Here is a 21,455-nt window from a genome sequence, read left to right as displayed (position 1 = left end):
ATAACCCTTAGTCCTGCTTCACAGGGTGGGGGAATTTGCGCGACCATAAGTGGGGGAGTTTCAACTGACCGTCCGGGCCGAGGATGCCCGCGCCACGGTGGGCGATGGGCTGCGGCATGTGCTCAAACGCAGTGGCTACCAGCTTTGCGAGACGCCCAGCGCCGTGACCGAGTTGTATGCGCTGCCGCTGCCGGCGGCGCACCGGCATCTTGGCCCCATGACCTTGCGCGATGCGCTGCTCACCCTGGCCGGCCCGGCCTGGGAACTGCATGCGGATGAACGGGCACGGCAGATTTGCTTTGAGCAGCCTGGAGGCAGTGCGACCGCCGAGCACGCACACGAGCCGCCTGTTGCCGAGGCGGTGCAGACGTTTCCGCTGATGCCTTCGGTTTCGGGAGGCCAGCCATGAATACCGCGCAGGCTCCCCGGCGCCCGATCTCCGCCGTGGTGTTGCAGAGCCTAATGTGGCTCTGGCTGATCAGCCTCAGCGTTTTCGCTGCCCTGAGCTACCAGACCATGAACGACCAGGCCGACCAGACGCTGCTTGATTCCCGCCTGCAACGTCTCGAAGCGCAGGCGGTGGGCCTGGCCGAGACCATTGAGGCCATCCAGCAGCGTCCAGTCGTCGCAACAGCGGCAGACCTCAAAGATACCCGCGAACGCCTGGAAGCACGCGCCGCCCAGGTCGAGACAACGCTGAGCGGCTATGCCGCTGCCGAAGACCTTCAGGCGCTTCGTGCGGAAGTCGAGCAGATCAAGGCACGCCCAAGCGCCCTGCGTGCCGCAGCGCCCGCCCAGCCGCGCTCACCGAGCAGGCCCACCGCCAAACCAGAACCGCCGCCACTGCCGTTCCGCATCGTCGGCGCCGAACTTCGCGCCGGCCAGCGCAGCCTGTCCGTCACACCGAATAACGGGAACTTCACGCCCGACCAGCTTCAAGTGCTGCTTCCCGGCGATGCCGTCGGCCCGTGGCGCCTGCAGGCAGTCGAGGGCAACACTGCGGTGTTCCAGGCCGGCGACCAGACCCGTCGCATGGCGATTCCTTGAGCGGAGCGCACGACATGAAACCGTCGATCATCCTTTCCGCGCTCCTGCTCGCGTCTGCCCAGTTGCCCGCCTGGGCGCAGCAGCCGGCCACGGCTCCCGCCGGCAGTGCGCACAGCCAGGAGCGCCCGCTGGTTACTCGCTCCCTGGACGACCGAGTGGCAGGCGACTGGGGCCTGCAACCGCAGGAGTGGGCTCGCTATCGCGAGCTGATGGACGGGCCGTTGGGCATCTACTCGCCCAACCTGGACCCACTGTCCGCCCTGGGCATCGAGGCGCGCACCGACGAGGAACGGCGCCGCTACGCAGAGCTGCAGGTGCAGGTCGAGGCGCGCCGTATCGAGAAGCTGCTCGCCTACCAGCGTGCCTACGACCAGGCCTGGCAGCGCCTGAGTCCCGGCATGCAGCGGGTGAACCTGCCTGACGAAAAACCCGGCGCCGGCACAAGCGCCAATCCCTTGCGCGGTTCAGGCCGCACGGCCGTGTTCGTCAAGGACGGCTGCGCGGCCTGCGGGCAACTCGTGCAGCGCCTGCAATCCTCCGGCACCGAGTTCGACCTGTACATGGTCGGCAGCCGCCAAGACGACACGCGCATCCGCGACTGGGCCAAGCGTGCGAACGTCGATCCGGCGCGCGTGCGCAGCGGTGGCATCACGCTCAACCATGATGGCGGGCGGTGGCTGTCGCTGAGCTTGCCCGGAGACCTTCCTGCGGTCGTGCGCGAGGTGAACGGTCAATGGCAGCGCCAGCCATAGCGGCCACCTCCGTTTCGCAGTGCTTGCGCGCACTGGTGATCGCGGCGGGCCTGTGCGCCTGCGCCGCCCATGCCCAGGAGCTTCCGCCACCGGCTTACCAGCTTGCCGCACAGCGCGCGGGCATCCCCTCGACGGTGCTCTACGCCGTGGCTTTGCAGGAAAGCGGCATCCGCCGCAACGGGCGCATCGTCCCGTGGCCGTGGTCCCTCAACGTCGCCGGTCAGTCGCGCCGCTTCACCACCCGTGCCGACGCCTGCGCTGGTTTGCAGCAGGCAATGCGCGCCACGCCGCACACACGCATCGACGCGGGCCTGGGCCAGATCAACCTCGGCTACCACCAGCAGCGCTACGCCAGCCCGTGCGACCTGCTCGACCCATACAGCAACCTCGCCATCGCCGCTGAAATCCTGAAAGAGCAGCACACCTCGGGCGAGGACTGGTTGCCGGCGATCGGTCGCTACCACCGTCCTGCGGGCGGAGAACCTGCGGCTCGTTACCGGCGCAGCGTGTCGCGCCACCTTGCCCGTGTGCAGGGCACACACCCAACCGCCGCGGCCATCGCCGTGCACCAGGAGAGCACCCCATGAAAACATGCCATTTGACCCATCTCACACTGAAGGGCCTGCTCGTGCTGCTGGCGGCTCTGCCACTGGCCTCGCGCGCCGGAGAGCCCCTGATCGTCGTCGAAGACCGTGGCGGCACGTCGGCGCTGCCGTACTACGAGGCTCTGAACCTTCAGCCGCGCGCCAATGCTCCGGCCGGGCCGCCCATCCCGATGCTCCCGGTGCCCGCCACGCCCATGGATGAGGCCGCGATGTTGCCGGTGCGCAGTGCCAAGCTCACGCCTGGCACCGTCGCGCGGCGCGTGATCGAGGCACCGGGCCTGCGGCCTTTCGTAGTCGTCGGCGACGACGAAGCTTCCCACGCCTGGCTGCTTCGCCAGGCGGGCTCGCTGCGCGAGCGCGGCGCGGTGGGCCTGGTGGTTAACGTCGAGACCATGCAGGGCCTGGCACGGCTGCGCGCCCTGGTGCCCGGCGTGCCCCTTGCGCCTGTGGCCGGTGACGACCTGGCCGAGCGCCTGGGTCTGCGGCATTACCCGGTGCTGATCACAGCCACCGGCATCGAGCAATGAAGCCATGTCGGGGAAACAGCCGGTCGAGGTTCTGCTGCGCCCAGCGGTGGAGTTCTATACCGTCGCGGCGTGTGCAGGCGCCGCGTTTCTGTCCCTGGTGGCCCCGTGGTCGCTCGCGCTGAGCCCCGCCATGGGCGTCGGCAGTGCGCTGGCGTTCTGCATCTACGGTGCCATCCGCTACCGCGATGCCCGCGTCATCCTGCGCTACCGACGCAACATTCGCCGCTTGCCGCGCTATGTGATGACCAGCAAGGACGTGCCGGTCAGCCAGCAGCGTCTGTTCGTGGGACGCGGATTTCTGTGGGAGCAGAAACATACCCATCGGCTGATGCAGACATACAGACCGGAATTTCGCCGCTACGTCGAGCTGACGCCGGCCTACCGGCTGGCGCGCAGGCTGGAGGAACGGCTGGAGTTCGCGCCATTCCCGCTGTCCCGGCTACCTGCGCTCACGGGCTGGGATGTGCCTTTCAACCCGGTGCGCCCGCTGCCGCCTGTGGGCGGCCTGCCGCGCCTGCACGGCATCGAACCCGATGAGGTGGACGTCAGCCTACCGCTGGGTGAGCGCGTCGGGCATTCGCTGGTGCTGGGCACCACGCGCGTGGGCAAGACGCGGTTGGCCGAGTTGTTCGTGACTCAGGACATCCGGCGCAAGAACGCCGACGGCGAGCACGAGGTCGTCATCGTCATCGACCCCAAGGGCGACGCCGATCTTTTGAAGCGAGTGTACGTCGAGGCCAAGCGCGCGGGGCGCGAGGGCGAGTTCTATGTCTTCCACTTGGGCTGGCCCGACATTTCCGCGCGCTACAACGCTGTGGGCCGCTTTGGGCGCATCAGCGAGGTGGCCACCCGTGTTGCAGGGCAGCTCTCCGGGGAAGGCAACAGCGCGGCATTTCGCGAGTTTGCGTGGCGCTTCGTCAACATCATCGCCCGCGCCCTGGTGGAACTGGGGCAGCGCCCGGACTACATGCTGATCCAGCGCCATGTGATCAACATCGACGCGCTGTTCATCGAGTACGCCCAACACTACTTCGCCAAGACCGAGCCCAAGGCCTGGGAGGTCATCGTCCAGATCGAGGCCAAGCTCAACGAGAAGAACATCCCGCGCAACATGATCGGGCGCGAAAAGCGCGTGGTGGCGCTGGAGCAGTACCTCTCGCAGGCGCGCAACTACGACCCGGTGCTCGACGGCCTGCGCTCGGCAGTGCGCTACGACAAGACCTACTTCGACAAGATCGTCGCATCGCTGCTGCCGCTGCTGGAGAAGCTCACCAGCGGCAAGATCGCCCAGCTTCTGGCCCCGAACTACTCCGACCTGGCCGACCCACGCCCGATCTTCGATTGGATGCAGGTCATCCGAAAGCGCGCCGTGGTCTATGTCGGCCTCGATGCGCTGTCCGACGCCGAGGTCGCCGCCGCAGTCGGCAATTCCATGTTCTCCGACCTGGTTTCGGTCGCCGGCCACATCTACAAGCACGGGATCGACGACGGCCTGCCGGGCGCATCGGCTGGCTCGCGCGTGCCGATCAACGTCCATGCCGATGAGTTCAACGAGTTGATGGGCGACGAGTTCATCCCGCTGATCAACAAGGGCGGCGGCGCTGGCCTGCAAGTCACCGCGTACACACAGACGCTCTCGGACATCGAAGCACGCATTGGCAACCGCGCGAAGGCCGGTCAGGTGATCGGCAACTTCAACAACCTGTTCATGCTGCGCGTGCGCGAGACGGCTACCGCTGAATTGCTGACCCGGCAATTGCCGAAGGTCGAGGTCTATACGACCACCATCGTCAGCGGCGCGACCGACAGCTCCGATATTCGTGGAGCGACAGACTTTACGTCAAACACCCAAGACCGCATCAGCATGTCCAGCGTGCCGATGATCGAGCCATCGCACATCGTCGGCCTGCCCAAAGGCCAGTGCTTCGCGCTGCTGCAGGGCGGTCAGCTTTGGAAGGTGCGTATGCCGTTGCCGGCGCCAGACCCGGATGAAGTGATGCCGGCGGACTTGCAGCAACTGGCCGGGCACATGCGCCAGAGCTACAGCGAGGCCACGCAGTGGTGGGAGTTCACCAGCTCCCCGGTCTTGCAGGACGCGGCCTTGCCGGACGATCTGCTCGATGAGACGGCCATCGCCACACCCACCACCGGCACGGGCGACACGGCCAGCGAAGAGGCCGCGCCATGAGCGATGCCGCCTCGACTGCGCAGCGCGAGCAGAACCGCCGCCAGGGCTTGATCGTCGGCACCATCACCTTGCCGCTCCGGCTGCTCGGGGTGCTGGTCGGCTCGCTGCTGTTCTCGATCCTGATGGAGTGCATCGGCATGCACCTGTTCTGGAAAGACCAGGGCTGGCAGCACTCCCAGCAAATGTTGCAGTACGAGCTGGGGCACCTGTCCAAGCATTTCACGCGCAGCGTGGTCGTGCAGGAGCCGGGGCGAACGGCGCACGAGCTGGTGGACACGGGTTATGAATGGGTGTTCGTGCGATCAGGGCTCCTGGAGCGCATGAGCCAGACCGCCGAGCGCGCCCGCGCGCCCAGCCAGGGGAAAAACCAGGACGGAGGGCGCAACTTCCGCTACTTCATCAGCCAGGTCTATGGCTGGACGGAGAGCTACCTGATCGCCGCAGCCTTCACGACGCTTACTTTCCTCGTGCGCCTGCTGGTCCTGGCGCTCACGCTGCCGCTGATCTTCACGGCCGCTTTCGTCGGCCTGATCGACGGTTTGGTACGGCGGGATGTGCGCCGGTTCGGCGCAGGCCGGGAATCCGGCTTTATCTATCACCGAGCGAAAGCGAGCCTGATGCCGCTGGCCGTGCTGCCCTGGGTCACGTACCTGGCGCTGCCGATCTCGGTGCATCCGCTGCTGATCCTGCTGCCCAGCGCCGGCTTGCTGGGGCTGGCCGTGAGCCTGACTGCAGGGAGCTTCAAGAAGTACCTCTAGGCCATCAATCCGGTCATCCGCAGGTTCTTATTGTTTGCGGCCTGATACGCCTTTGATCGCCACGATCAAGCCATTGCTTATCACACAGGAATGGCGCGATGTTGGCTCCGATCTGGCTGCGCGCCGCGCATCGCGGCGTGCCAACTTTTCTCGTGACGGCCCTGCTGATGGGTCAGTTCCCGGTTGCCTTGGCCGAATCCCCGGCACAGCGCCAGGAGCTGGTTGCCGCGCTACGCCAGCTCGACGCGCTGGAGCGCACCATCGCGGATGGCGCTGCACACGCACCCATCCAGCCGGGCGAGCGCTACCACTTCGATTACCCACGACTGCTGGCTGATCTGGCGCGTGTGCGCGCCGGCATCCAGGCCCATCTCACACCGTCGCGCGCCCAGCCACGCGACCTCTCCGAACTGGCTGGTGAGTACCGCACCGAGCGGACCGCCCCGCCATCGCTGCCGACGACTGCGCAGGGCAGACCATGAACGGCGCCCAGGTCTCGGCATTTCAAGCCAACAGCGGTATCGCGCCGTCCGCGATGGCGACCGTTCTGGTCGGCATCGTGTTTGCGGTTCTGCTCGTCTGGGGCGTCTGGGCCATCCGAACGGCCTACGTGGGGTGGGCCGAGAACCGCCTCAACCAACGCCAGTTCCTCGGCGTCTGCATCCGCTTCGTCGCGATGTACCTCGTCATGACGTTCTTCCTCCTCTCCTGACCTGAAGGGATTGACCATGCCAAACCGCATCCTCACTACTCGTTTTGTCCAACGCGCCGCCGTCGCCCTGGGTGCCGCCGCGCTGCCCGCGCTGTCGTTTGCGCAAGGTCTGCCGCAGCTGGAAAACCCGACCCGCGGCGCCGGCAGCGGCATCATGGAAACAATCAGGAACTACGGCTACGACATCATCATGCTCGTGGCCCTCCTGGTGGTGGCGTCGATGTTCATTGGCGTGTGCTACCACGCCTACGGCACCTACGCGGAAATCCACACCGGTCGCAAGACTTGGGGGCAGTTCGGTCTCACGGTCGCCATCGGCGCCGTCCTGCTCGTGATCGGCATCTGGCTGCTCACCGAAGCCACCGGCATCCTGTAAGCGAGGACGGGCTATGTCCGAGCAACAGCATGTCCGTGCCGATGGGACAGTCACGTTCCTTCCACACCGGCTCAACAGGCACCCGGTGGTCGTGCGCGGCCTCACTGCCGATGAGTTGTGGATTTGCTGCGGCCTGTCCGGCGCTGCCGGCCTGGTGGTTGGCGCGCCGCTGTCCTGGGTGTTACGCACCATTGCCATCGCGCCGACCTTCGTTGTCCTGGGCGTGGCGCTGGGCGTTTTCATCGGCGGCGGCATCCTGCGCCGTCTCAAGCGTGGGCGTCCCGACACCTGGCTGTACCGGCAGTTGCAGTGGCGCATTGCCACGCGCCATCCGCTGATGGCCGCTTGGGTGGGCGGCCATGTGCTGATCTCGCGCTCCGGCTTCTGGACCATCCGCAGGGGCATGCACGGGGGCGCGCGATGAGCCGTTTCAAGAACGAGATCACCCACCTGCAGGCGCACATCAAGACGCTGCGCCTCGGCGCGGGTGCGCTGGTCATCGTCGCCCTGGTCATGGGCGGCGGCTGGTGGAGCGCACCGCGCGATCTGACCATCCACGTCCCGCCTGACCTACGCTCCGGCAGTACCCGCAAGTGGTGGGAAGTGCCGCCCGAGTCGGTCTATGCGTTCACGTTCTACGTGTTCCAGACCCTCAACCGCTGGCCGACGAATGGCGAAGAAGATTACCCGCGCAACCTCCATACGCTCTCGCCGTACCTCACCCCGTCCTGCCAGGCATTCCTCAAGGCGGACTACGACTACCGCCGCAGCACCGGCGAACTGCGCCAGCGGGTGCGCGGCATCTACGAAATCCCCGGTCGCAGCTATGGCGACAACCCCACGGCGCGCGTGCGTGTGATCTCCGACCGCGACTGGGTGGTGACGTTGGACATCAGCGCCGACGAGTACTACGGCGCCGAGCAGGTCAAACGCGCCCTGGTGCGCTACCCCGTAAAGGTCGCGCGGGTGGACGTCGATCCCGCACGCAACCCGTTCGGCCTGGTGATCGACTGCTACGAGGGCACGCCCCAGCGCATCAGCGCACCGGAGCCGACGCGCCCGGTGCCTGGTGGCCTGACGCCGCAAGCGCCTCAAGGAGGTAATTCCCCATGAAGCCCATGAAGCATCCTGTACTCGCGCTGCTGGGGCTGCTGGCCGTGGCCGCCGCAGTGGTCGTGTCCCCCGCTGTCCAGGCGGTGGAGATCCTGCGTTGGGAGCGCATGCCGCTGGCGGTGCCGTTGAAGGTCGGCCAGGAGCGCATCGTGTTCATCGACCGAAACGTCCGCGTGGGCGTTCCCGCAGGCGTCGGTGAGCGCTTGCGCGTGCAGAGCGCGGGCGGCGCGGTGTACCTGCGCGCCAGCGAGCCGATCGAGCCCACTCGGCTGCAATTGCAGGACGCCGACACCGGCGCGCTGATCCTGCTCGACATTGCGGCGGAGCCGCCCAAGGACGGCGAAGCCGAGCTGGAACCGGTGCGAATCGTCGAGGGCAACAACTCAACAGCGCGCTATGGCGATCAGCCTGACGGTGCCGATGCGCCCCATGCACGCGCTCAGGAGCAGGCGGGCACCCGGACGGCGCGGCGCGAAACGCCAATCCCCGTCGTGCTGACACGTTTTGCTGCGCAGAACCTCTACGCACCGCTGCGCACCGTGGAAGCCTTGCCAGGCGTCATGCGGGTCAACCTGCGCCGCGACCTCGACCTCGGCACGCTGATGCCGACCTTGCCGGCACGCGCGGTCGCGCTCGCCTCGTGGCGCCTGGAAGACCAGTGGGTCACTGCCGTGCGCCTGACCAACAGTAGCAACGACTGGATCAGCCTCGACCCGCGCGTGCTGCAAGGGGATTTCCTCACCGCCACCTTCCAGCACGAGGCGCTTGGCCCGCGCGGAACCCCCGAGGACACCACCGTCCTGTACCTGGTGACGCGCGGGCACGGCCTCGCGCAATCGCTGCTGCCGGCGATCCATCGCTTCGACCCCGCTGTGCATCTCCCGCAGCCCAAAGCAGCAGCCAGCGACGACAGGGAGGCCCGCCATGCGCAGTAACGGACTCCTGAAGTGGCTGCTGATCCCCGTGGCCCTGCTGGTGCTGTTTGTCGCCATCCGGCTGTTTTCCGGTGGCGGTGCGTCGGCACCGCCTGTCGCGGATGGCGGCGGCAGGCTTACGCCGGAAGAAATGAAGGCGCTGGGCATCGAGGGTGACACCCCGCGCGACACCGTGGCGACGCTGGTTGCCCAGGTGAAGCAGTTGCGCACCGAGCTTCAGACCGCGCTGTCCGACAACAGGTCGCAGCGTGAGGAGAACCAGCGACTGCGCCAGCGCGAGAACGCCATCGACCAACGCATCAGTTCCGCCCTCGAATCCGAGCGCTCCAACCTGCGCCGCGACCAACAGCAGGCGGCCAGCGCGCGCCAGCAGACCGAGGGGCTGCTCGCTGACCTGCAGCAGCGCCTGGACAGCATCGGCGGGCGTGGCGGCGGCCATGCCGATTTGCCGGTGGGGCTGGGCCTGCGTGACGGCGACGAGGCCGGCATGGAAGGCGGTATGCGCTGGGTGGAGCCGGATGACGCGAAACAAAGCGACGGGCGTGGCAGGTCGAATGGCGGCATAAGCTTCCCCACCAGCTTCGGTTCCGCACAGAGCACGCTGGAAACCACAGCGCAAACCGTGGCGAACGCGGGCGCACGCGCGGCAGGCGTCAAGAGCCCGACGCCCGTCTATACCGTGCCGACCAACTCGACGCTGATGGGGTCGGTGGCGATGACGGCGCTGATTGGCCGCGTGCCGATCGACGGCACGGTGAACGATCCATACCCCTTCAAGGTCTTGGTCGGGCCTGACAATTTGACCGCGAACGGCATCGACATTCCCGATGTGGCCGGGGCCGTGTTCTCCGGCACCGCATCGGGCGACTGGACGCTCTCCTGCGTGCGCGGCCAGGTGCGCAGCATCACCTTCGTGTTCCATGACGGGACCATCCGCACCATCCCCGAGGATCGTGAGGGCAACCAGCAGAACAACCAACAACGCGACGGCCTGGGCTGGATCAGCGACCCGCACGGCATTCCCTGTGTCAGCGGCGAGCGGCGCAGCAATGCGCAGCAGTACCTCGGCACCCAGGCGCTGATCACGGCGGCTGGGGCTGGCGTGGCCTCGCTGATCGAATCCGACAGTGGCAGGGCGTCCTATGTCGGCGCCGACGGCTCCATCGGCAGCGTGGGCATCAGCGGCCAGGAAGCCGTGGGCCGGATTCTCGCCAGCGGCGTCCAGGACATGTCGAGCTGGGTCAACAAGCTCTACGGCCAGGCCTTCGCTGCCGTTTATGTGCAGCCCGGTGCCAAGGTCGCCGTCCACCTCGAAAAGCCGCTCGCCATCGACTTCGATCCCGAAGGCCGCAAGGTCGATCACCGCGCAGGAGAAAGCCATGCCCTCGAACTTGAATAGCTGGGCTCAGGGCCTGGCGCTGGCCTTGGCCGTCGCGCTGCTCGGTGGCTGCGCCACCAGCAAGGAAAAGCTGCTGACCCACGGAGACAGCACGATGATGAACATCTGGCAGCAGAACGCCGGCGACGGCGGCGGTGGTGCCGGCCAGGTAGCGCGCAGGCAGTTGCTCGATGCGCGCCAGAGCCTGCGCAGGCCGCTGACCGAGATGGACGTGCAGGCCGCGCCTGCCGAGCAGATGCGCTACACGCGCACGGCGCGCAACGAGGTCTACCGCCAGTTCCAGCGCCTGCCCAACCCCGATCTCGTGATGTACGTGTATCCGCATTTGGCGGGCACCGACCCAGTGCCGATTCCGGGCTATACGACCGTGTTCCCGCTGTACCAGCGCGTGCAGTACGCCATGCCAGGCGAGCGCGTGGAGGATTACTGATGCGCTGGAAAATCCCCAGACCGAAGCCGACCGCGCCGAAGCTGGCCGCATCCGATGCTGACGACGACGAGCAGCCGGACGGCTGGCAACGCCACGTCGAGGCACTGCGCCAGGCCGGCATCCCCGAACCCGGCACGGCGGTGCAAGGCCGCAGGCCGGCGACCCTGGCAGACGAGCAGGCGCTGTACGAGGTCGCGCCGTCGTTCGTGGAACTGCTGCCCTGGGTGGAGTTCCTGGCGCAGTCGAAAGCCATGTTGCTGGAGGACGGGCAATCGGTGGCGGCGTTCTACGAGCTGGTGCCGCTGGGCACCGAAGGCCGGGAACCTGGCTGGCTCGCGCAGGCCCGCGATGCCTTGGAAAACGCGCTGCAGGACAGTTTCGATGAACTGGATGAGAACCCCTGGGTGCTGCAGCTCTACGCTCAGGACGAGCCCAGTTTCGACCAGTACATGCAAACCCTGCGCGACTATGTGCAGCCGCGCGCCCGTGAGACGGCGTTCACCGAGTTCTACCTGCGCTTCTTCGGCCATCACCTGCGCGCGGTGGCCAAGCCGGGCGGTCTGTTCGAGGACACGGTGGTCACACGGCTGCGCTGGCGCGGCCAGACCCGGCGTGTGCGCATGGTGGTCTATCGCCGCGTGACCGGCCAAGGGCAAAACAGCCGCCGCGGGCAGACGCCCGAGCAGATGCTCAATATCGTTTGCGACCGCCTGTGCGGCGGACTGGCGAACGCCGGCATTCAGGCCCGGCGCATGGTGGCTGCGGATGTTCACGACTGGCTGCTGCGCTGGTTCAACCCGCGTCCCACGTTGCTTGGGCCTGGGGCCGAAGACAGGGAGCGCTTCTATGCGCTGGCGCGCTACCCCGACAGTACGGAGGCCGGCGAAGACGGCGAGATCGAATTGGCGAGCGGGCGGGATTTCAGCCAGCGGCTGTTCTTCGGCCAGCCGCGCTCCGACGTGGCGCAGGGCACCTGGCATTTCGACGGCCTGCCGCACCGCGTGCTGATCACCGACCGCCTGCGCATGCCGCCGGGCACAGGGCACCTGACCGGCGAGACACGCAAAGGCGATGCCATCAACACGCTGTTCGACCAGATGCCCGAGGACACCACCCTTTGCCTGACGATGGTCGCCACGCCGCAGGATGTCCTTGAGGCGGACTTGAACCACCTGGCCAAGAAAGCGGTCGGCGAAACCCTGGCGTCGGAGCAGACGCTCAAGGACGTGCATGAAGCCCGTTCCCTGATCGGCAGCGCGCACAAGCTCTATCGCGGCACGCTGGCGTTCTACCTGCGCGGGCGCGATGAGGCGGAACTGGACCGACGCGGCCTGGATCTGGCGAACGTCATGCTCAACGCTGGCCTGCAGCCGGTGCGCGAGGACGACGAGGTGGCACCGCTCAACAGCTACCTGCGCTGGCTGCCGTGCTGCTACAACCCCGGCCAGGATCGGCGCAAGTGGTACACCCAACTGATGTTCGCCCAGCACGCGGCGAACCTCTCGCCGGTGTGGGGCCGCGCCCAGGGTACGGGGCACCCCGGCATCACGATGTTCAACCGCGGCGGCGGGCCGATCACCTTCGACCCGCTCAACCGCCTGGACCGGCAGATGAACGCCCACCTGTTCCTGTTCGGCCCGACGGGTTCGGGCAAGTCGGCGACCCTCAACAACCTCTTGAATCAGGTCACGGCGATCTACCGACCCCGCCTGTTCATTGTCGAGGCCGGCAACAGCTTTGGCTTGTTCAGCGACTTTGCCCGGCGCCTGGGCCTGACCGTGAACCGGGTCAAGCTCGCGCCGGGCTCGGGCGTTACCCTGGCGCCGTTCGCGGATGCGCGCCGGCTGATCGAGACGCCCAGCGACGTGCAGACGCTCGACGCCGATGCCCTGGACGAAGACCTGCCGCCCGATGCTGTGGCCATGGAGGCAGATGAGCAGCGCGACGTACTGGGCGAATTGGAGATCACCGCGAGGCTGATGATCACCGGTGGCGAAGACAAGGAAGAAGCCCGGATGACGCGGGCCGACCGCTCGCTGATCCGTCAGTGCATCCTCGATGCCGCAGAACACTGCCACAGCAAGGATGGCGAGAAGCGCACCGTGCTCACGCGCGATGTGCGCAATGCGCTGCGCACGCGCAGCCAGGACCCGACGCTGCCGGAAATGCGGCGTGTGCGACTGCTGGAGATGGCCGACGCCATGGACATGTTCTGCCAAGGCACGGACGGTGAAATGTTCGACCGCGACGGTTCGCCGTGGCCCGAGGCCGACATCACCCTGGTCGATCTGGCGACCTATGCCCGCGAGGGCTACAACGCGCAGCTCTCCATTGCCTACATAAGCCTGATCAGCACGGTGAACAACATTGCCGAGCGCGATCAGTACCTGGGCCGCCCGATCATCAACGTCACCGACGAAGGGCACATCATCACCAAGAACCCGCTGCTCGCCCCCTACGTGGTGAAGATCACCAAGATGTGGCGCAAGCTGGGGGCCTGGTTCTGGCTCGCCACACAAAACATCGACGATCTGCCGCGCGCCGCAGAGCCCATGCTCAACATGATCGAGTGGTGGATCTGCCTGTCGATGCCACCCGATGAGGTGGAGAAGATCGCCCGCTTCCGCGAACTCTCGCCTGCGCAGAAGGCGCTGATGCTTTCGGCGCGCAAGGAAGCCGGGAAGTTCACCGAGGGCGTCATCCTCTCCAAGAGCCTGGAAGTGCTGTTTCGGGCCGTGCCACCGAGCCTCTATCTCGCGCTTGCGCAGACCGAACCCGAGGAGAAAGCCGAGCGTTACCAACTCATGCAACAGCACGGCATCAGTGAACTCGACGCGGCCTTCAAGGTGGCCGAGAAGATCGACCAGGCGCGCGGCATCGAGTCGCCGGCCTTGGGCCTGCCGCAATAGCCGCCGGAGACTGCCGTGAAACCGAAACATCCTTCCATTCCGATGCCAGTCCAGGCGCTCCGCCATCGGCGCTCGCGCAAGCGCTGGCCCTGGTTCTTGGCCGCTGGATTGATCGCGCTGCTGCTGATCTGGCTCGTGTCCCGCGCACCCAGCGAACCCGCGTCGTTGGCTCCCGCGCCGGTCAGTACCGCGCAGGTGGCCGGGCCGCCCTGGCAAATGGGCAACGCGCAGGGCCGGTTCACGCTGACGCTCTATGCCGACCTCGAATGTCCGTTCTGCCGGGAGTACTTTCCGCAACTCAAACGCTGGGTGGGCGCCAACGCGGACGTAGCCCTGCAATGGCAGCACCAGCCGCTGGCCGCGCACGAACCGGCCGCCTCTGCCGAGGCACGCCTGGCCGAGTGCGCCGCCGAAAGTGGCGGGCATGTGGCCTTTTGGCAGGCCATTGAATGGGTCTATGCGCACACGCGCAGTGACGGCCTGGGCTTGCCCGAGGGCCTGCGCTATCCCGGCCTAAACCCAGCCGTCGAGCAGTGTTTGGCCAGCGAGCGGCCCGAAACGTTGATTCGCGCTCAGGCCGAGGAAGCCACCAAGGGCGGCGTGACCGCGACGCCATCCCTGCGACTACACGATCGCCAGACCAGCCAGGCGATCCTGCTGCAGGGGCCTATCGAAGGCGATGCACTGCTGTCGGCCATGGACATGCTGGCAGCTGAGGATTCGGTCGTTTCACCCACTACGGAAATGCCTGCCGACGTCGTCGGCGACATGCCCAGGTAGCCCGCGGTCATTGAGGCTACGGCGCAGCACGCTGCGCTGACCGCTACCCGTTCGCCCCGCATCCTGGCCGCGAACGATCACCGCTGCTGCGGTGATGGATGCACCTTGTTCCATTCCCTGGAGGGCCTGCCCTCCAGGGGCATGTGCGCCCTCCGATTTCCCTGCCTGGAGGTTCGCCATGTCTGTCGTCATCAATGACTCCTGCCTGGAGTCGCTTTCCGATATTTCTGTTCAGAACGAGGACTGGATCGTCCAGCAAGCCATCGTGTTGCTGGAGCGACGGGTTTTCAAAGCAGGGCCACGTCTTGAACGGCCCGCTGCGGTCAGGGACTACCTTCGCTTGAAGCTGGTCGCCGAGCCCAATGAGATATTCGTCGTCGTGTTCATGAACAGCATGCACGACGTGCTGGCCGTGGAGCCGATGTTCCATGGAACGATCAATGCGACCTCGGTTTATCCGCGTGTCGTGCTGCAACGCGCTTTGCAACTGAACGCCGCTGCGGTCATCTTCGCCCATCAGCACCCCTCGGGCACCACCGAGCCATCCAATGCGGATCGCTTGCTGACCGAGCAGTTGAAGACGGCCTTGGCGCTTATCGACGTGCGGGTACTTGACCATTTCGTGATTGGTCAGGGCACACCGTACTCGTTCGCCGAGTCTGGTCTTTTGTAGGAAGGCCCGTGGTTCACTGATCACAGCGGGGGCTTCGGCCTCCGCTTTTTTCCATGCGGCAGCACCGAACAGGTATGCGGGGTGCCCGCGATGCGCATTGTTTGTTGGGGCGGCAGCGGGTTCGCGTTCGACTATGGCTCTGATCAACTTCCAGGGCACGCGACATGCCAGCATCTTTATTCCGCTTCGCATCCGGCTGGCGAACCCTTGGCCTGGCCGTTGCACTGCCGGCATCCTTGGCCGTTTTCAGCCCAGCCACCTTCGCCGCCGATGTGGTGGTCGTCACCGACAGCCGCCACCCGGTCAAGACCATGGGTGGCGAGCGGTTGATCGAGTTGGATGAAGGCCCGCGCATCGAAGCCGAGCTTTCCGCACAGCTGCCCGCCGATCCTGAGCAGGCCACGGCCATCGTCAAGCGCCGTCTGAACAACGGCGGTGCCGACCTCCAGCGCCGCATTGCTTCCGCATACCAGGGCGTCGCCGACGCATGGAGCCTGGGCGTCACCAGCATCCCGGCGGTCGTGGTGGATCAGCGTTACGTGGTCTATGGCGAGCCGGACGTGGCCCGTGCCGTCGCGCGCATCGAGCAACACCGGAGGCCGCAGCCATGACCCGACCCTTCGAGCGGATGCGCCGCCTGCGTGCTGGCGTGGTCTCAGTGCTGCTGCTCAGCGCCACGGGCAGCTACGCCCTCAACACCGCAACCATCGTTGGCTCAGTGGCATCGCCGGACTGCCTCGAATACCGCGTCGTCGGCATCTGCTACTGGCTCTACTGCACCTGGACGGGCTGCACGGTGCGCACATCCATCAAGGTCCGCCACTACATCCCCGATGCGGTCGTCTCCAGCTACAGCAACACCGGCGAGAACCCTTGGGTCGAAGTCCGGGCGATGAGCGCGCCCAACCCATCCGCGCAGGCCGGCGGGGACGGCACCACCAACGAAGACCACGAAAACAATCTCGCCAAGTTCAAGAACGCGGACGTCATCGGCCATCCCGGCGTCGAGGTGTTCAACCAGTTCGTCTCATCGTCGGGCTACTTCTGCGAGGGCGCGGGCACGGCGTTCATGCCGTATCTGCTCAGCACCCTGGACACACTGGCCTGGCGCTACAACGTGCCGGAGATGGCCTACCCGGAGGCACTAATTCCGGGCAGGCGCGAGGTCGGCGCGCGCACCACGATGAACCTGTGGGGCAACGTCTATCCGCGCGGCGGCTTCCTGCACCAGGCCGACGACCACAAGGCCGGCGCCGTGGTGGCCCAGCGCGCCGGCGATGTCGTCACGCGCCGTGGGCAGATTCACGTCTATCAGCCGCTGCTCGCCAACTCGCGGCCCGGTTACTGGCCTGCCGGCGCGCTGATGGAAGGCGATGCCTCGACGGGCAAGTGGCAGGAACTCACGCCCGTCCTGTCCTCGTCCTGCACGGTGTTCCCGCGCAGCGGCTTCCTGACCCAGGCGCAGCAGGGCGATTACGCCTGGGCGCTGTGGCGGCCCTATGCGTGCTGCGAACGTCGCGGCCAGGTATTCCTCGGCAGCGTCGATTTCCAATGAGGGTACGGCGATGAAGCGTCCTGAACTGACAAACCTCTCCACCAAGGCGTGCCGCCTGCTGCGTCCCACGGTATTGGCTGGGCTGCTGGCTGGCGCACTCGTTCTTGGCGGCGGCCTGGCGTGGGCGCAGGCCGGATTTCAGACCGGCGGCTCCGTGATCGGCGACGAAGTGATGTATTCGATTGGCGGCGGCAGCGCGGTGTCCATGGGCCGCGTGGCCGGCATGCGCTCGATCGGCGTTGGCGTGGGCTGGAACAGCAACCTGATCTGCGGCGACATGAGCATCCAGACCACGCTGCGCAACCAGCTCAACGGCGTCACCAACGGCTTTCAGCAGATCATGAGCAACGTGATCCAGAGCGCCACCAGCGCGGTGGCATCGCTGCCTGCGCTGATCATCCAGCGCGCCGATCCCGGCCTGTACAACCTGCTGACCAACGGCGTGCTGCAGGCGCGCCTGGATTTCGACCGATCCAAGCTGACCTGCCGTGCCATGGCCGAGAAGATGGCCGACACGGCGGGCGGACAACTCGGCTGGAGCCAGATGGCCGAAGGCATGGCACTGCGCGATGCGGTGTCGAGCACGGATGCCGTGTCGGCAATTGAACAGGCGGAGACGCGCCGCGGCAACGACGGCGTGCCTTGGGTGGGTGGTAGCAATGCGGGCGGCGCAGGCCAGTCGGCCATCCGCGTGGTCGGCGACGTCACCCGCGCAGGCTACAACCTGGTCAACGGCCGCAGCGTGACCGACACATCGTCCATCGCTGCCGCCAGTTGCGCGAGTCTGTCTTGCCAGACCTGGACCTCGCCACAGCAGGCGACCGAATGGGCCACACGGGTTCTCGGCGAACAGGTGCAGCGCACTTGCGATGCCTGCACCAAGACCGAAACGGTGCCCGGCGTCGGGCTGACGCCGCTGATCCAGGAGGAGTACGAGGCAAAGCTGGAAGCCTTGCAGGAACTGGTCTCGGGAACGCGCAACACCACCTTCGAGAACCTGCGTGCGGCTGGCAGCACCTCGCTGCCCATCACACGCGGCGTCATCGAGGCGCTGCGCGACGAGCCGGATCAAGACCTGCTGGCGCGGCGCCTGGCCTCGGAGGTCGCGCTGGCGTCGGTGCTGGAGAAGGCATTGCTGCTCCAGCGCACCCTGCTGACCGGCAAGAAGGAGCCCAACGTCGCGGCGAACCAGTTGGCGGTCGAGGCCGTGAACCACGAGAGCGACACGCTCGACCAGGAAATCCGCAACCTCAAGACCGAGCTGGAGCTGCGCCGCGAGCTGGCGAACAACTCCCCCATGGCCATCATCCAGCGCCACGGCACGCGCGCGGCTGGCTCGCGTGGCATCTACGAAGGCGATCCCATTCCCGACCGCCTTGACCGGCTCCAGAAGGGCAATCCGGGAGGCAACCCATGAACCCGACGCGCGCCAGTTGGCTGCGCCCGCGCTGGCTGCTGAATCGGCGCGCGGCGAAGGCATTGCTGTGGACGGTGGTGCTCGTCGCCGCTGCCGTGGGCGCCAACATCGTCGGCATTTTTCTCGTCGGCAGCATTGACAACTGGGAGCGCTGGCTGACGGCCACGGCGGGCTACTTCCTGGTGTGGCGGCTGTGCCTGTATGGCGCAACCGCCTACGGCTGGGTCTGGATGCGTCGCCGGCTGCTGGCGCGTGAGGCCCAACGCGGGGCGGATAGGCAGGCGCGGCGGCGACTGCTGCGCAGCGAGATCGCTGGCGTCGCCGCCATTGTGGCGCTGGAAGCCAGCCTGTTGCTGCAGGCCGCTTGAGGGGAGATCGGGGTCATGACGCTTTTCACCACCGACTACTTGGAGTACTACCTGACGCTGGTGTCGTGGATCGTCCATAACGGCATCTGGGCCGTGCTGGTGGCGAGCGGTGTATTCGCGTTGCCTTTCATTGCCATCATCGTGCAGGAGTGGCTGAAGGCCCGCGCGGAAGGCGCCGACGAAGGCAACAAGGGCGTGCTCTCGGCTGCGCGCATCGAGAACCGGGTCTTCGTCGCCATCGTGGTGGTGATGTTCGCCGGCATCCCATTCATCGACGTGGATCTCAACACCATCCGCTACGACAGCTCGCGCTCGGCCCAATGCCAGGTCAGCGTGCCGCAGCCCACCGATACCGGCTGGTCGCAGTCCTTCAGCACTATCAACAACCAGTCGGCGAAGGTGCCCGTCTGGTGGGCCTTTATGCACACACTCTCGCGAGCAGTGACCGGTGCCTCTGTGGCGGCGATTCCCTGCGGCACCGACTTGCGGCAGATGCGCATGGAGATCGACGCGACCCGCATCGACAACCCGGTGCTGGCTCAGGAAGTGGCGGATTTCTCGCGCGACTGCTACGGACCGGCGCGCGCCAAACTCTTCATGCAGCGCCCGAACCTCGATGAGGCGCAGATGCACGACGTGACCTGGATCGGCTCGCGCTTCTTCACTGACACGGGCGGCTACTACGACACCTACCGCTCCAGCACACCACGCGATGACTGGCCTTACGACAGCAACCGTGATGCTGGGCTTGCGCAGGTGGCCAGCGGTGGCGGCTATCCGTCCTGCAGGCAGTGGTGGGCCGATGGCAGCAATGGCCTGCGTGCACGCCTGCTGGGGCAGGTAAACCCAAGCCTGCTGAATCGCCTGGCGGGCTGGGCCGGATTCCTGACCCGTGCCGATGTGGACGACTCGGTGATCCGCACCATCGCCTCGCCGAGGCAGCAGAAACTGAACCAGGGCAGCGTCTATACGGACTACGGCGGTCAGATCGACAAGACCCTGCCGAACATCGTAACGCGGGCCACGGGCGACGTCGGCATGGCTTTCGGCGCGATTGCCGCGTTTCCCGCCATGGACGTGGTGCGCCAGGCGCTGCCTATGGTGCTCGCCTTGCTCAAGATGGCGCTGGTCATCTGCATCCCGCTGGTGCTGGTCGTGGGCACCTACGACCTGAAGACCGTCGTTACCGTGAGCGTCGTGCAGTTCGCGCTATTCTTCGTCGATTTCTGGTTCCAGCTCGCGCGCTGGATCGACAGCACCATCCTCGATGCGCTCTACGGCTGGGGCTTCGGCTGGAACCGGCCACACAGCAACTTCGACCCGCTGGTGGGGCTGAACAACGCCTTTGGCGACATGCTCCTGATGTTCGTCACGGGAACGATGTTTATTGTGCTGCCTACGTTCTGGATCATGGCCCTGGCTTGGGCGGGCGTTCGCGCCGGTAACGTCTTACAAGGCCTGGCTGGAGCTACCGGAGATGCCAAGGCCGCTGGCGGAAAGGGAGGAAGTACCGCAATCAGCGCGGTGCCGAAGAAGTGAGCACAGCTAATCGTCCTGGACATGAGGGTCAATGCGAAAACCATCGTAGGTGTACAGGCCGAATCCGGCAGGCCCGTTTCGCCATTCTGGTTCGGGCAGTTCATCGTTCAAGTCGGCATTGCGCGCCATCCAGGCAACCACCATGACGAACACCAGTAGCAGCGCCATCCAGAAGACTGCATAGAACAGCAATCCCAGCACAACCAGCTTGACCGTCCACAGCAGCACGGTGGCACCTGCCATCGGCACGCCCTTGGATACCAACCAGTTCGACGCCCGCCGTTCGCCACGCGCATAGGCGCGCCACCCACGGCCAAAGCTGCGGCCGAGGCGTTCTGCGGTGCTGATGCGGGTCGTCGTGCTCATGGTCGTCACCTGCTACATGTGAAATCGCTACTCCAGTTTGCTCCAATCCTGCTTGCTTGCCTGTACCAATGCGCTCCATTCGTCCGGCGGGTTCCCGCGCCCGAGCATCTTCTCGAACACGGCATACGGGTCTGATTTGCTTCCCGAAGACCGCAGAGTCTGCTCATCGTTGACCCAGGCGTACACGATGACTTTGGCCTTCGAGTCGTAGCGGAAGAACAGTCGGTATCGCCTTCCGAGCTTGGCCCGCCGCCAGTGGCGATAGGCCGATCCCATGGTGTTGCCCTGGCGGTATTCGTCGCGCGCCGGATCACTCGGCACCACGTCTTGCATCAACTGGACCAAGGCCCGGAAGAACTTGACGTTGGCGTTCGATCCGAACCCTTCCGGGTCGTTCTCTTGGGCGCGCAGCACGGCCGCGCGCAGCTTCATCATCTGCTCGATCAGGTTGTCGTGGAACAGCAGTGACCAGCCATGCTGTTGCATCAGATCTCCACGTCCTCATCGAAATCATCGCCCAGGTCCACCTTGTGCCCAGCGTGCTCCAGCATGGTGCGAGCCAGATCCTCGGGCAGGCCACGCACATTTCGGCCCGCTTCAATGTCGCGGGCCAGCAGGGTCAGAAACGCGGCAATGGCAGGGTCCTCGTGCTCGGCATCAGCGCGGGTCACGACGACTTCGCCGCCGCGCAGGTCGAACGCAACTTTGCCGCCCGTATCCACCCCCAGCGCCTGCCGGATGGACTTGGGCAGCGTGATCTGACCTTTGGAGGTCAGCGTGGCAACTTCGTGAATGGCAGGCATGGTGGCTCTCCTGATTGCGATACCCGCACGGTAAGGAAATTTCCTTACTTTGTCAATCTGAGGTCTCACGGCGTTCTCCCGAGTCCAAGAATCGGTCCATCGTAAGGCGTAAACAGCCAGCCTTCCTGCATCAATCCGGCCTGCCGCAACTCGTATTGGAGGTGGACGGCCGGCACCCGTCGCCCTATACCCAAAGGCTGTAA

25 protein-coding genes and 1 pseudogene are annotated in these 21,455 nt (G+C 66.0%); 23 read left to right on the top strand and 3 right to left on the bottom strand.

All coding sequences use genetic code 11. The annotated features are described in order from the left end of the window. Positions 1-79 precede the first annotated feature (79 nt). The 23 genes and pseudogenes from pilL2 to BDO18943_RS07740 all read left to right on the top strand — a co-directional run. A pseudogene (gene pilL2, locus BDO18943_RS07850) lies at positions 80-409 on the top strand (PFGI-1 class ICE element type IV pilus protein PilL2); the annotation flags it as partial. Next, a complete protein-coding gene (locus BDO18943_RS07845) occupies positions 406-1,047 on the top strand; it encodes a hypothetical protein (RefSeq protein ID WP_012205974.1) in 642 nt (213 codons plus the stop codon). The pseudogene pilL2 and the gene BDO18943_RS07845, both read left to right, overlap by 4 nt. 14 nt (positions 1,048-1,061) lie before the next feature. Continuing rightward, entirely contained in the window at positions 1,062-1,799 is a 738-nt protein-coding gene (locus BDO18943_RS07840; RefSeq protein ID WP_012205975.1) for a TIGR03759 family integrating conjugative element protein, read from the top strand. Continuing rightward, complete coding sequence (locus BDO18943_RS07835) at positions 1,781-2,386, top strand: transglycosylase SLT domain-containing protein (RefSeq protein WP_012205976.1); 606 nt, start codon at positions 1,781-1,783, stop codon at positions 2,384-2,386. Before BDO18943_RS07840 ends, BDO18943_RS07835 begins: the two co-directional genes overlap by 19 nt. Continuing rightward, positions 2,383-2,931: an integrating conjugative element protein gene (locus BDO18943_RS07830; protein WP_012205977.1), complete on the top strand. Its 549-nt coding sequence runs from the start codon at positions 2,383-2,385 to the stop codon at positions 2,929-2,931. Before BDO18943_RS07835 ends, BDO18943_RS07830 begins: the two co-directional genes overlap by 4 nt. Positions 2,932-2,935: 4 nt before the next feature. Then, positions 2,936-5,119: a type IV conjugative transfer system coupling protein TraD gene (gene traD, locus BDO18943_RS07825; RefSeq protein ID WP_012205978.1), complete on the top strand. Its 2,184-nt coding sequence runs from the start codon at positions 2,936-2,938 to the stop codon at positions 5,117-5,119. Further along, entirely contained in the window at positions 5,116-5,877 is a 762-nt protein-coding gene (locus BDO18943_RS07820) for a TIGR03747 family integrating conjugative element membrane protein (RefSeq protein ID WP_175021861.1), read from the top strand. Before traD ends, BDO18943_RS07820 begins: the two co-directional genes overlap by 4 nt. A 98-nt stretch (positions 5,878-5,975) precedes the next feature. Further along, the gene (locus tag BDO18943_RS07815) at positions 5,976-6,359 is read left to right on the top strand and encodes an integrative conjugative element protein, RAQPRD family (protein WP_012251136.1); all 384 of its coding nucleotides are present in this window, start codon (positions 5,976-5,978) and stop codon (positions 6,357-6,359) included. Beyond that, on the top strand, positions 6,356-6,589 hold the full coding sequence (locus BDO18943_RS07810) for a TIGR03758 family integrating conjugative element protein (protein ID WP_012205981.1): 234 nt from the start codon (positions 6,356-6,358) through the stop codon (positions 6,587-6,589). The genes BDO18943_RS07815 and BDO18943_RS07810 overlap by 4 nt, the downstream gene beginning before the upstream one ends. Before the next feature lie 16 nt (positions 6,590-6,605). Continuing rightward, positions 6,606-6,965, top strand: a complete 360-nt coding sequence (locus BDO18943_RS07805) for a TIGR03745 family integrating conjugative element membrane protein (protein WP_012205982.1) — start codon at positions 6,606-6,608, stop codon at positions 6,963-6,965. 13 nt (positions 6,966-6,978) lie between these two features. Continuing rightward, on the top strand, positions 6,979-7,389 hold the full coding sequence (locus BDO18943_RS07800; RefSeq protein ID WP_012205983.1) for a TIGR03750 family conjugal transfer protein: 411 nt from the start codon (positions 6,979-6,981) through the stop codon (positions 7,387-7,389). Next, on the top strand, positions 7,386-8,078 hold the full coding sequence (locus tag BDO18943_RS07795) for a PFL_4703 family integrating conjugative element protein (RefSeq protein WP_012205984.1): 693 nt from the start codon (positions 7,386-7,388) through the stop codon (positions 8,076-8,078). Before BDO18943_RS07800 ends, BDO18943_RS07795 begins: the two co-directional genes overlap by 4 nt. Then, entirely contained in the window at positions 8,075-9,013 is a 939-nt protein-coding gene (locus tag BDO18943_RS07790; RefSeq protein ID WP_012205985.1) for a TIGR03749 family integrating conjugative element protein, read from the top strand. The genes BDO18943_RS07795 and BDO18943_RS07790 overlap by 4 nt, the downstream gene beginning before the upstream one ends. Beyond that, positions 9,003-10,412 carry a TIGR03752 family integrating conjugative element protein gene (locus BDO18943_RS07785; RefSeq protein ID WP_012205986.1) on the top strand — a complete coding sequence of 470 codons (1,410 nt, stop codon included), beginning with the start codon at positions 9,003-9,005 and terminating at the stop codon, positions 10,410-10,412. Before BDO18943_RS07790 ends, BDO18943_RS07785 begins: the two co-directional genes overlap by 11 nt. Further along, positions 10,393-10,842, top strand: coding sequence for a TIGR03751 family conjugal transfer lipoprotein (locus BDO18943_RS07780; protein ID WP_012205987.1), 450 nt, complete (start codon positions 10,393-10,395; stop codon positions 10,840-10,842). Before BDO18943_RS07785 ends, BDO18943_RS07780 begins: the two co-directional genes overlap by 20 nt. After that, positions 10,842-13,751: a conjugative transfer ATPase gene (locus BDO18943_RS07775; RefSeq protein ID WP_012205988.1), complete on the top strand. Its 2,910-nt coding sequence runs from the start codon at positions 10,842-10,844 to the stop codon at positions 13,749-13,751. The genes BDO18943_RS07780 and BDO18943_RS07775 overlap by 1 nt, the downstream gene beginning before the upstream one ends. A 15-nt stretch (positions 13,752-13,766) precedes the next feature. Then, a complete protein-coding gene (locus BDO18943_RS07770; protein ID WP_014596091.1) occupies positions 13,767-14,531 on the top strand; it encodes a DsbA family protein in 765 nt (254 codons plus the stop codon). A gap of 178 nt (positions 14,532-14,709) precedes the next feature. Beyond that, on the top strand, positions 14,710-15,204 hold the full coding sequence (gene radC, locus BDO18943_RS07765) for a RadC family protein (RefSeq protein WP_012205990.1): 495 nt from the start codon (positions 14,710-14,712) through the stop codon (positions 15,202-15,204). Between the two features lie 164 nt (positions 15,205-15,368). Next, on the top strand, positions 15,369-15,815 hold the full coding sequence (locus BDO18943_RS07760) for a TIGR03757 family integrating conjugative element protein (RefSeq protein ID WP_008266034.1): 447 nt from the start codon (positions 15,369-15,371) through the stop codon (positions 15,813-15,815). Beyond that, positions 15,812-16,759 carry a TIGR03756 family integrating conjugative element protein gene (locus BDO18943_RS07755; RefSeq protein WP_012205991.1) on the top strand — a complete coding sequence of 316 codons (948 nt, stop codon included), beginning with the start codon at positions 15,812-15,814 and terminating at the stop codon, positions 16,757-16,759. Before BDO18943_RS07760 ends, BDO18943_RS07755 begins: the two co-directional genes overlap by 4 nt. Positions 16,760-16,769: 10 nt before the next feature. Then, positions 16,770-18,176: an integrating conjugative element protein gene (locus tag BDO18943_RS07750; protein WP_012205992.1), complete on the top strand. Its 1,407-nt coding sequence runs from the start codon at positions 16,770-16,772 to the stop codon at positions 18,174-18,176. After that, positions 18,173-18,544 (top strand): hypothetical protein, encoded by a 372-nt coding sequence (locus tag BDO18943_RS07745; RefSeq protein ID WP_008264618.1) that lies wholly within the window; start codon positions 18,173-18,175, stop codon positions 18,542-18,544. The genes BDO18943_RS07750 and BDO18943_RS07745 overlap by 4 nt, the downstream gene beginning before the upstream one ends. A gap of 15 nt (positions 18,545-18,559) precedes the next feature. Beyond that, entirely contained in the window at positions 18,560-20,083 is a 1,524-nt protein-coding gene (locus BDO18943_RS07740) for a conjugal transfer protein TraG N-terminal domain-containing protein (protein WP_008266205.1), read from the top strand. A gap of 6 nt (positions 20,084-20,089) precedes the next feature. Here BDO18943_RS07740 and BDO18943_RS07735 read toward each other — a convergent pair whose 3' ends face one another. From BDO18943_RS07735 to BDO18943_RS07725, 3 genes are read right to left on the bottom strand one after another with little or no spacing between them, the layout of a single operon-like run. Beyond that, a complete protein-coding gene (locus BDO18943_RS07735; RefSeq protein WP_008264713.1) occupies positions 20,090-20,449 on the bottom strand; it encodes a DUF3742 family protein in 360 nt (119 codons plus the stop codon). A 27-nt stretch (positions 20,450-20,476) separates the two neighbouring features. Next, on the bottom strand, positions 20,477-20,935 hold the full coding sequence (locus BDO18943_RS07730) for a type II toxin-antitoxin system YhaV family toxin (RefSeq protein WP_012205993.1): 459 nt from the start codon (positions 20,933-20,935) through the stop codon (positions 20,477-20,479). Then, positions 20,935-21,252 carry a type II toxin-antitoxin system PrlF family antitoxin gene (locus BDO18943_RS07725; RefSeq protein ID WP_008265574.1) on the bottom strand — a complete coding sequence of 106 codons (318 nt, stop codon included), beginning with the start codon at positions 21,250-21,252 and terminating at the stop codon, positions 20,935-20,937. Before BDO18943_RS07725 ends, BDO18943_RS07730 begins: the two co-directional genes overlap by 1 nt. Positions 21,253-21,455: the final 203 nt, after the last annotated feature.

It is taken from the genome of Burkholderia aenigmatica (assembly GCF_902499175.1).
GTDB classification, from domain to species: domain Bacteria; phylum Pseudomonadota; class Gammaproteobacteria; order Burkholderiales; family Burkholderiaceae; genus Burkholderia; species Burkholderia aenigmatica.
Note: the sequence above shows the minus strand (reverse complement) of the source record. Positions and strands in the feature narration are given on the sequence as shown.

Coding starts and splice junctions, on each gene's coding strand:
- BDO18943_RS07785 (WP_012205986.1), top strand. CDS start 9,003: ATGCGCAGTAACGGACTCCTGAAGTGGCTGCTGATCCCCGTGGCCCTG.
- BDO18943_RS07780 (WP_012205987.1), top strand. CDS start 10,393: ATGCCCTCGAACTTGAATAGCTGGGCTCAGGGCCTGGCGCTGGCCTTG.
- BDO18943_RS07800 (WP_012205983.1), top strand. CDS start 6,979: ATGTCCGAGCAACAGCATGTCCGTGCCGATGGGACAGTCACGTTCCTT.
- BDO18943_RS07815 (WP_012251136.1), top strand. CDS start 5,976: ATGTTGGCTCCGATCTGGCTGCGCGCCGCGCATCGCGGCGTGCCAACT.
- BDO18943_RS07750 (WP_012205992.1), top strand. CDS start 16,770: ATGAAGCGTCCTGAACTGACAAACCTCTCCACCAAGGCGTGCCGCCTG.
- BDO18943_RS07835 (WP_012205976.1), top strand. CDS start 1,781: ATGGCAGCGCCAGCCATAGCGGCCACCTCCGTTTCGCAGTGCTTGCGC.
- BDO18943_RS07760 (WP_008266034.1), top strand. CDS start 15,369: ATGCCAGCATCTTTATTCCGCTTCGCATCCGGCTGGCGAACCCTTGGC.
- BDO18943_RS07740 (WP_008266205.1), top strand. CDS start 18,560: ATGACGCTTTTCACCACCGACTACTTGGAGTACTACCTGACGCTGGTG.
- BDO18943_RS07845 (WP_012205974.1), top strand. CDS start 406: ATGAATACCGCGCAGGCTCCCCGGCGCCCGATCTCCGCCGTGGTGTTG.
- BDO18943_RS07840 (WP_012205975.1), top strand. CDS start 1,062: ATGAAACCGTCGATCATCCTTTCCGCGCTCCTGCTCGCGTCTGCCCAG.
- BDO18943_RS07790 (WP_012205985.1), top strand. CDS start 8,075: ATGAAGCCCATGAAGCATCCTGTACTCGCGCTGCTGGGGCTGCTGGCC.
- BDO18943_RS07725 (WP_008265574.1), bottom strand. CDS start 21,252: ATGCCTGCCATTCACGAAGTTGCCACGCTGACCTCCAAAGGTCAGATC.
- BDO18943_RS07810 (WP_012205981.1), top strand. CDS start 6,356: ATGAACGGCGCCCAGGTCTCGGCATTTCAAGCCAACAGCGGTATCGCG.
- BDO18943_RS07730 (WP_012205993.1), bottom strand. CDS start 20,935: ATGCAACAGCATGGCTGGTCACTGCTGTTCCACGACAACCTGATCGAG.
- BDO18943_RS07755 (WP_012205991.1), top strand. CDS start 15,812: ATGACCCGACCCTTCGAGCGGATGCGCCGCCTGCGTGCTGGCGTGGTC.
- BDO18943_RS07745 (WP_008264618.1), top strand. CDS start 18,173: ATGAACCCGACGCGCGCCAGTTGGCTGCGCCCGCGCTGGCTGCTGAAT.
- radC (WP_012205990.1), top strand. CDS start 14,710: ATGTCTGTCGTCATCAATGACTCCTGCCTGGAGTCGCTTTCCGATATT.
- BDO18943_RS07820 (WP_175021861.1), top strand. CDS start 5,116: ATGAGCGATGCCGCCTCGACTGCGCAGCGCGAGCAGAACCGCCGCCAG.
- BDO18943_RS07805 (WP_012205982.1), top strand. CDS start 6,606: ATGCCAAACCGCATCCTCACTACTCGTTTTGTCCAACGCGCCGCCGTC.
- BDO18943_RS07795 (WP_012205984.1), top strand. CDS start 7,386: ATGAGCCGTTTCAAGAACGAGATCACCCACCTGCAGGCGCACATCAAG.
- traD (WP_012205978.1), top strand. CDS start 2,936: ATGTCGGGGAAACAGCCGGTCGAGGTTCTGCTGCGCCCAGCGGTGGAG.
- BDO18943_RS07735 (WP_008264713.1), bottom strand. CDS start 20,449: ATGAGCACGACGACCCGCATCAGCACCGCAGAACGCCTCGGCCGCAGC.
- BDO18943_RS07775 (WP_012205988.1), top strand. CDS start 10,842: ATGCGCTGGAAAATCCCCAGACCGAAGCCGACCGCGCCGAAGCTGGCC.
- BDO18943_RS07830 (WP_012205977.1), top strand. CDS start 2,383: ATGAAAACATGCCATTTGACCCATCTCACACTGAAGGGCCTGCTCGTG.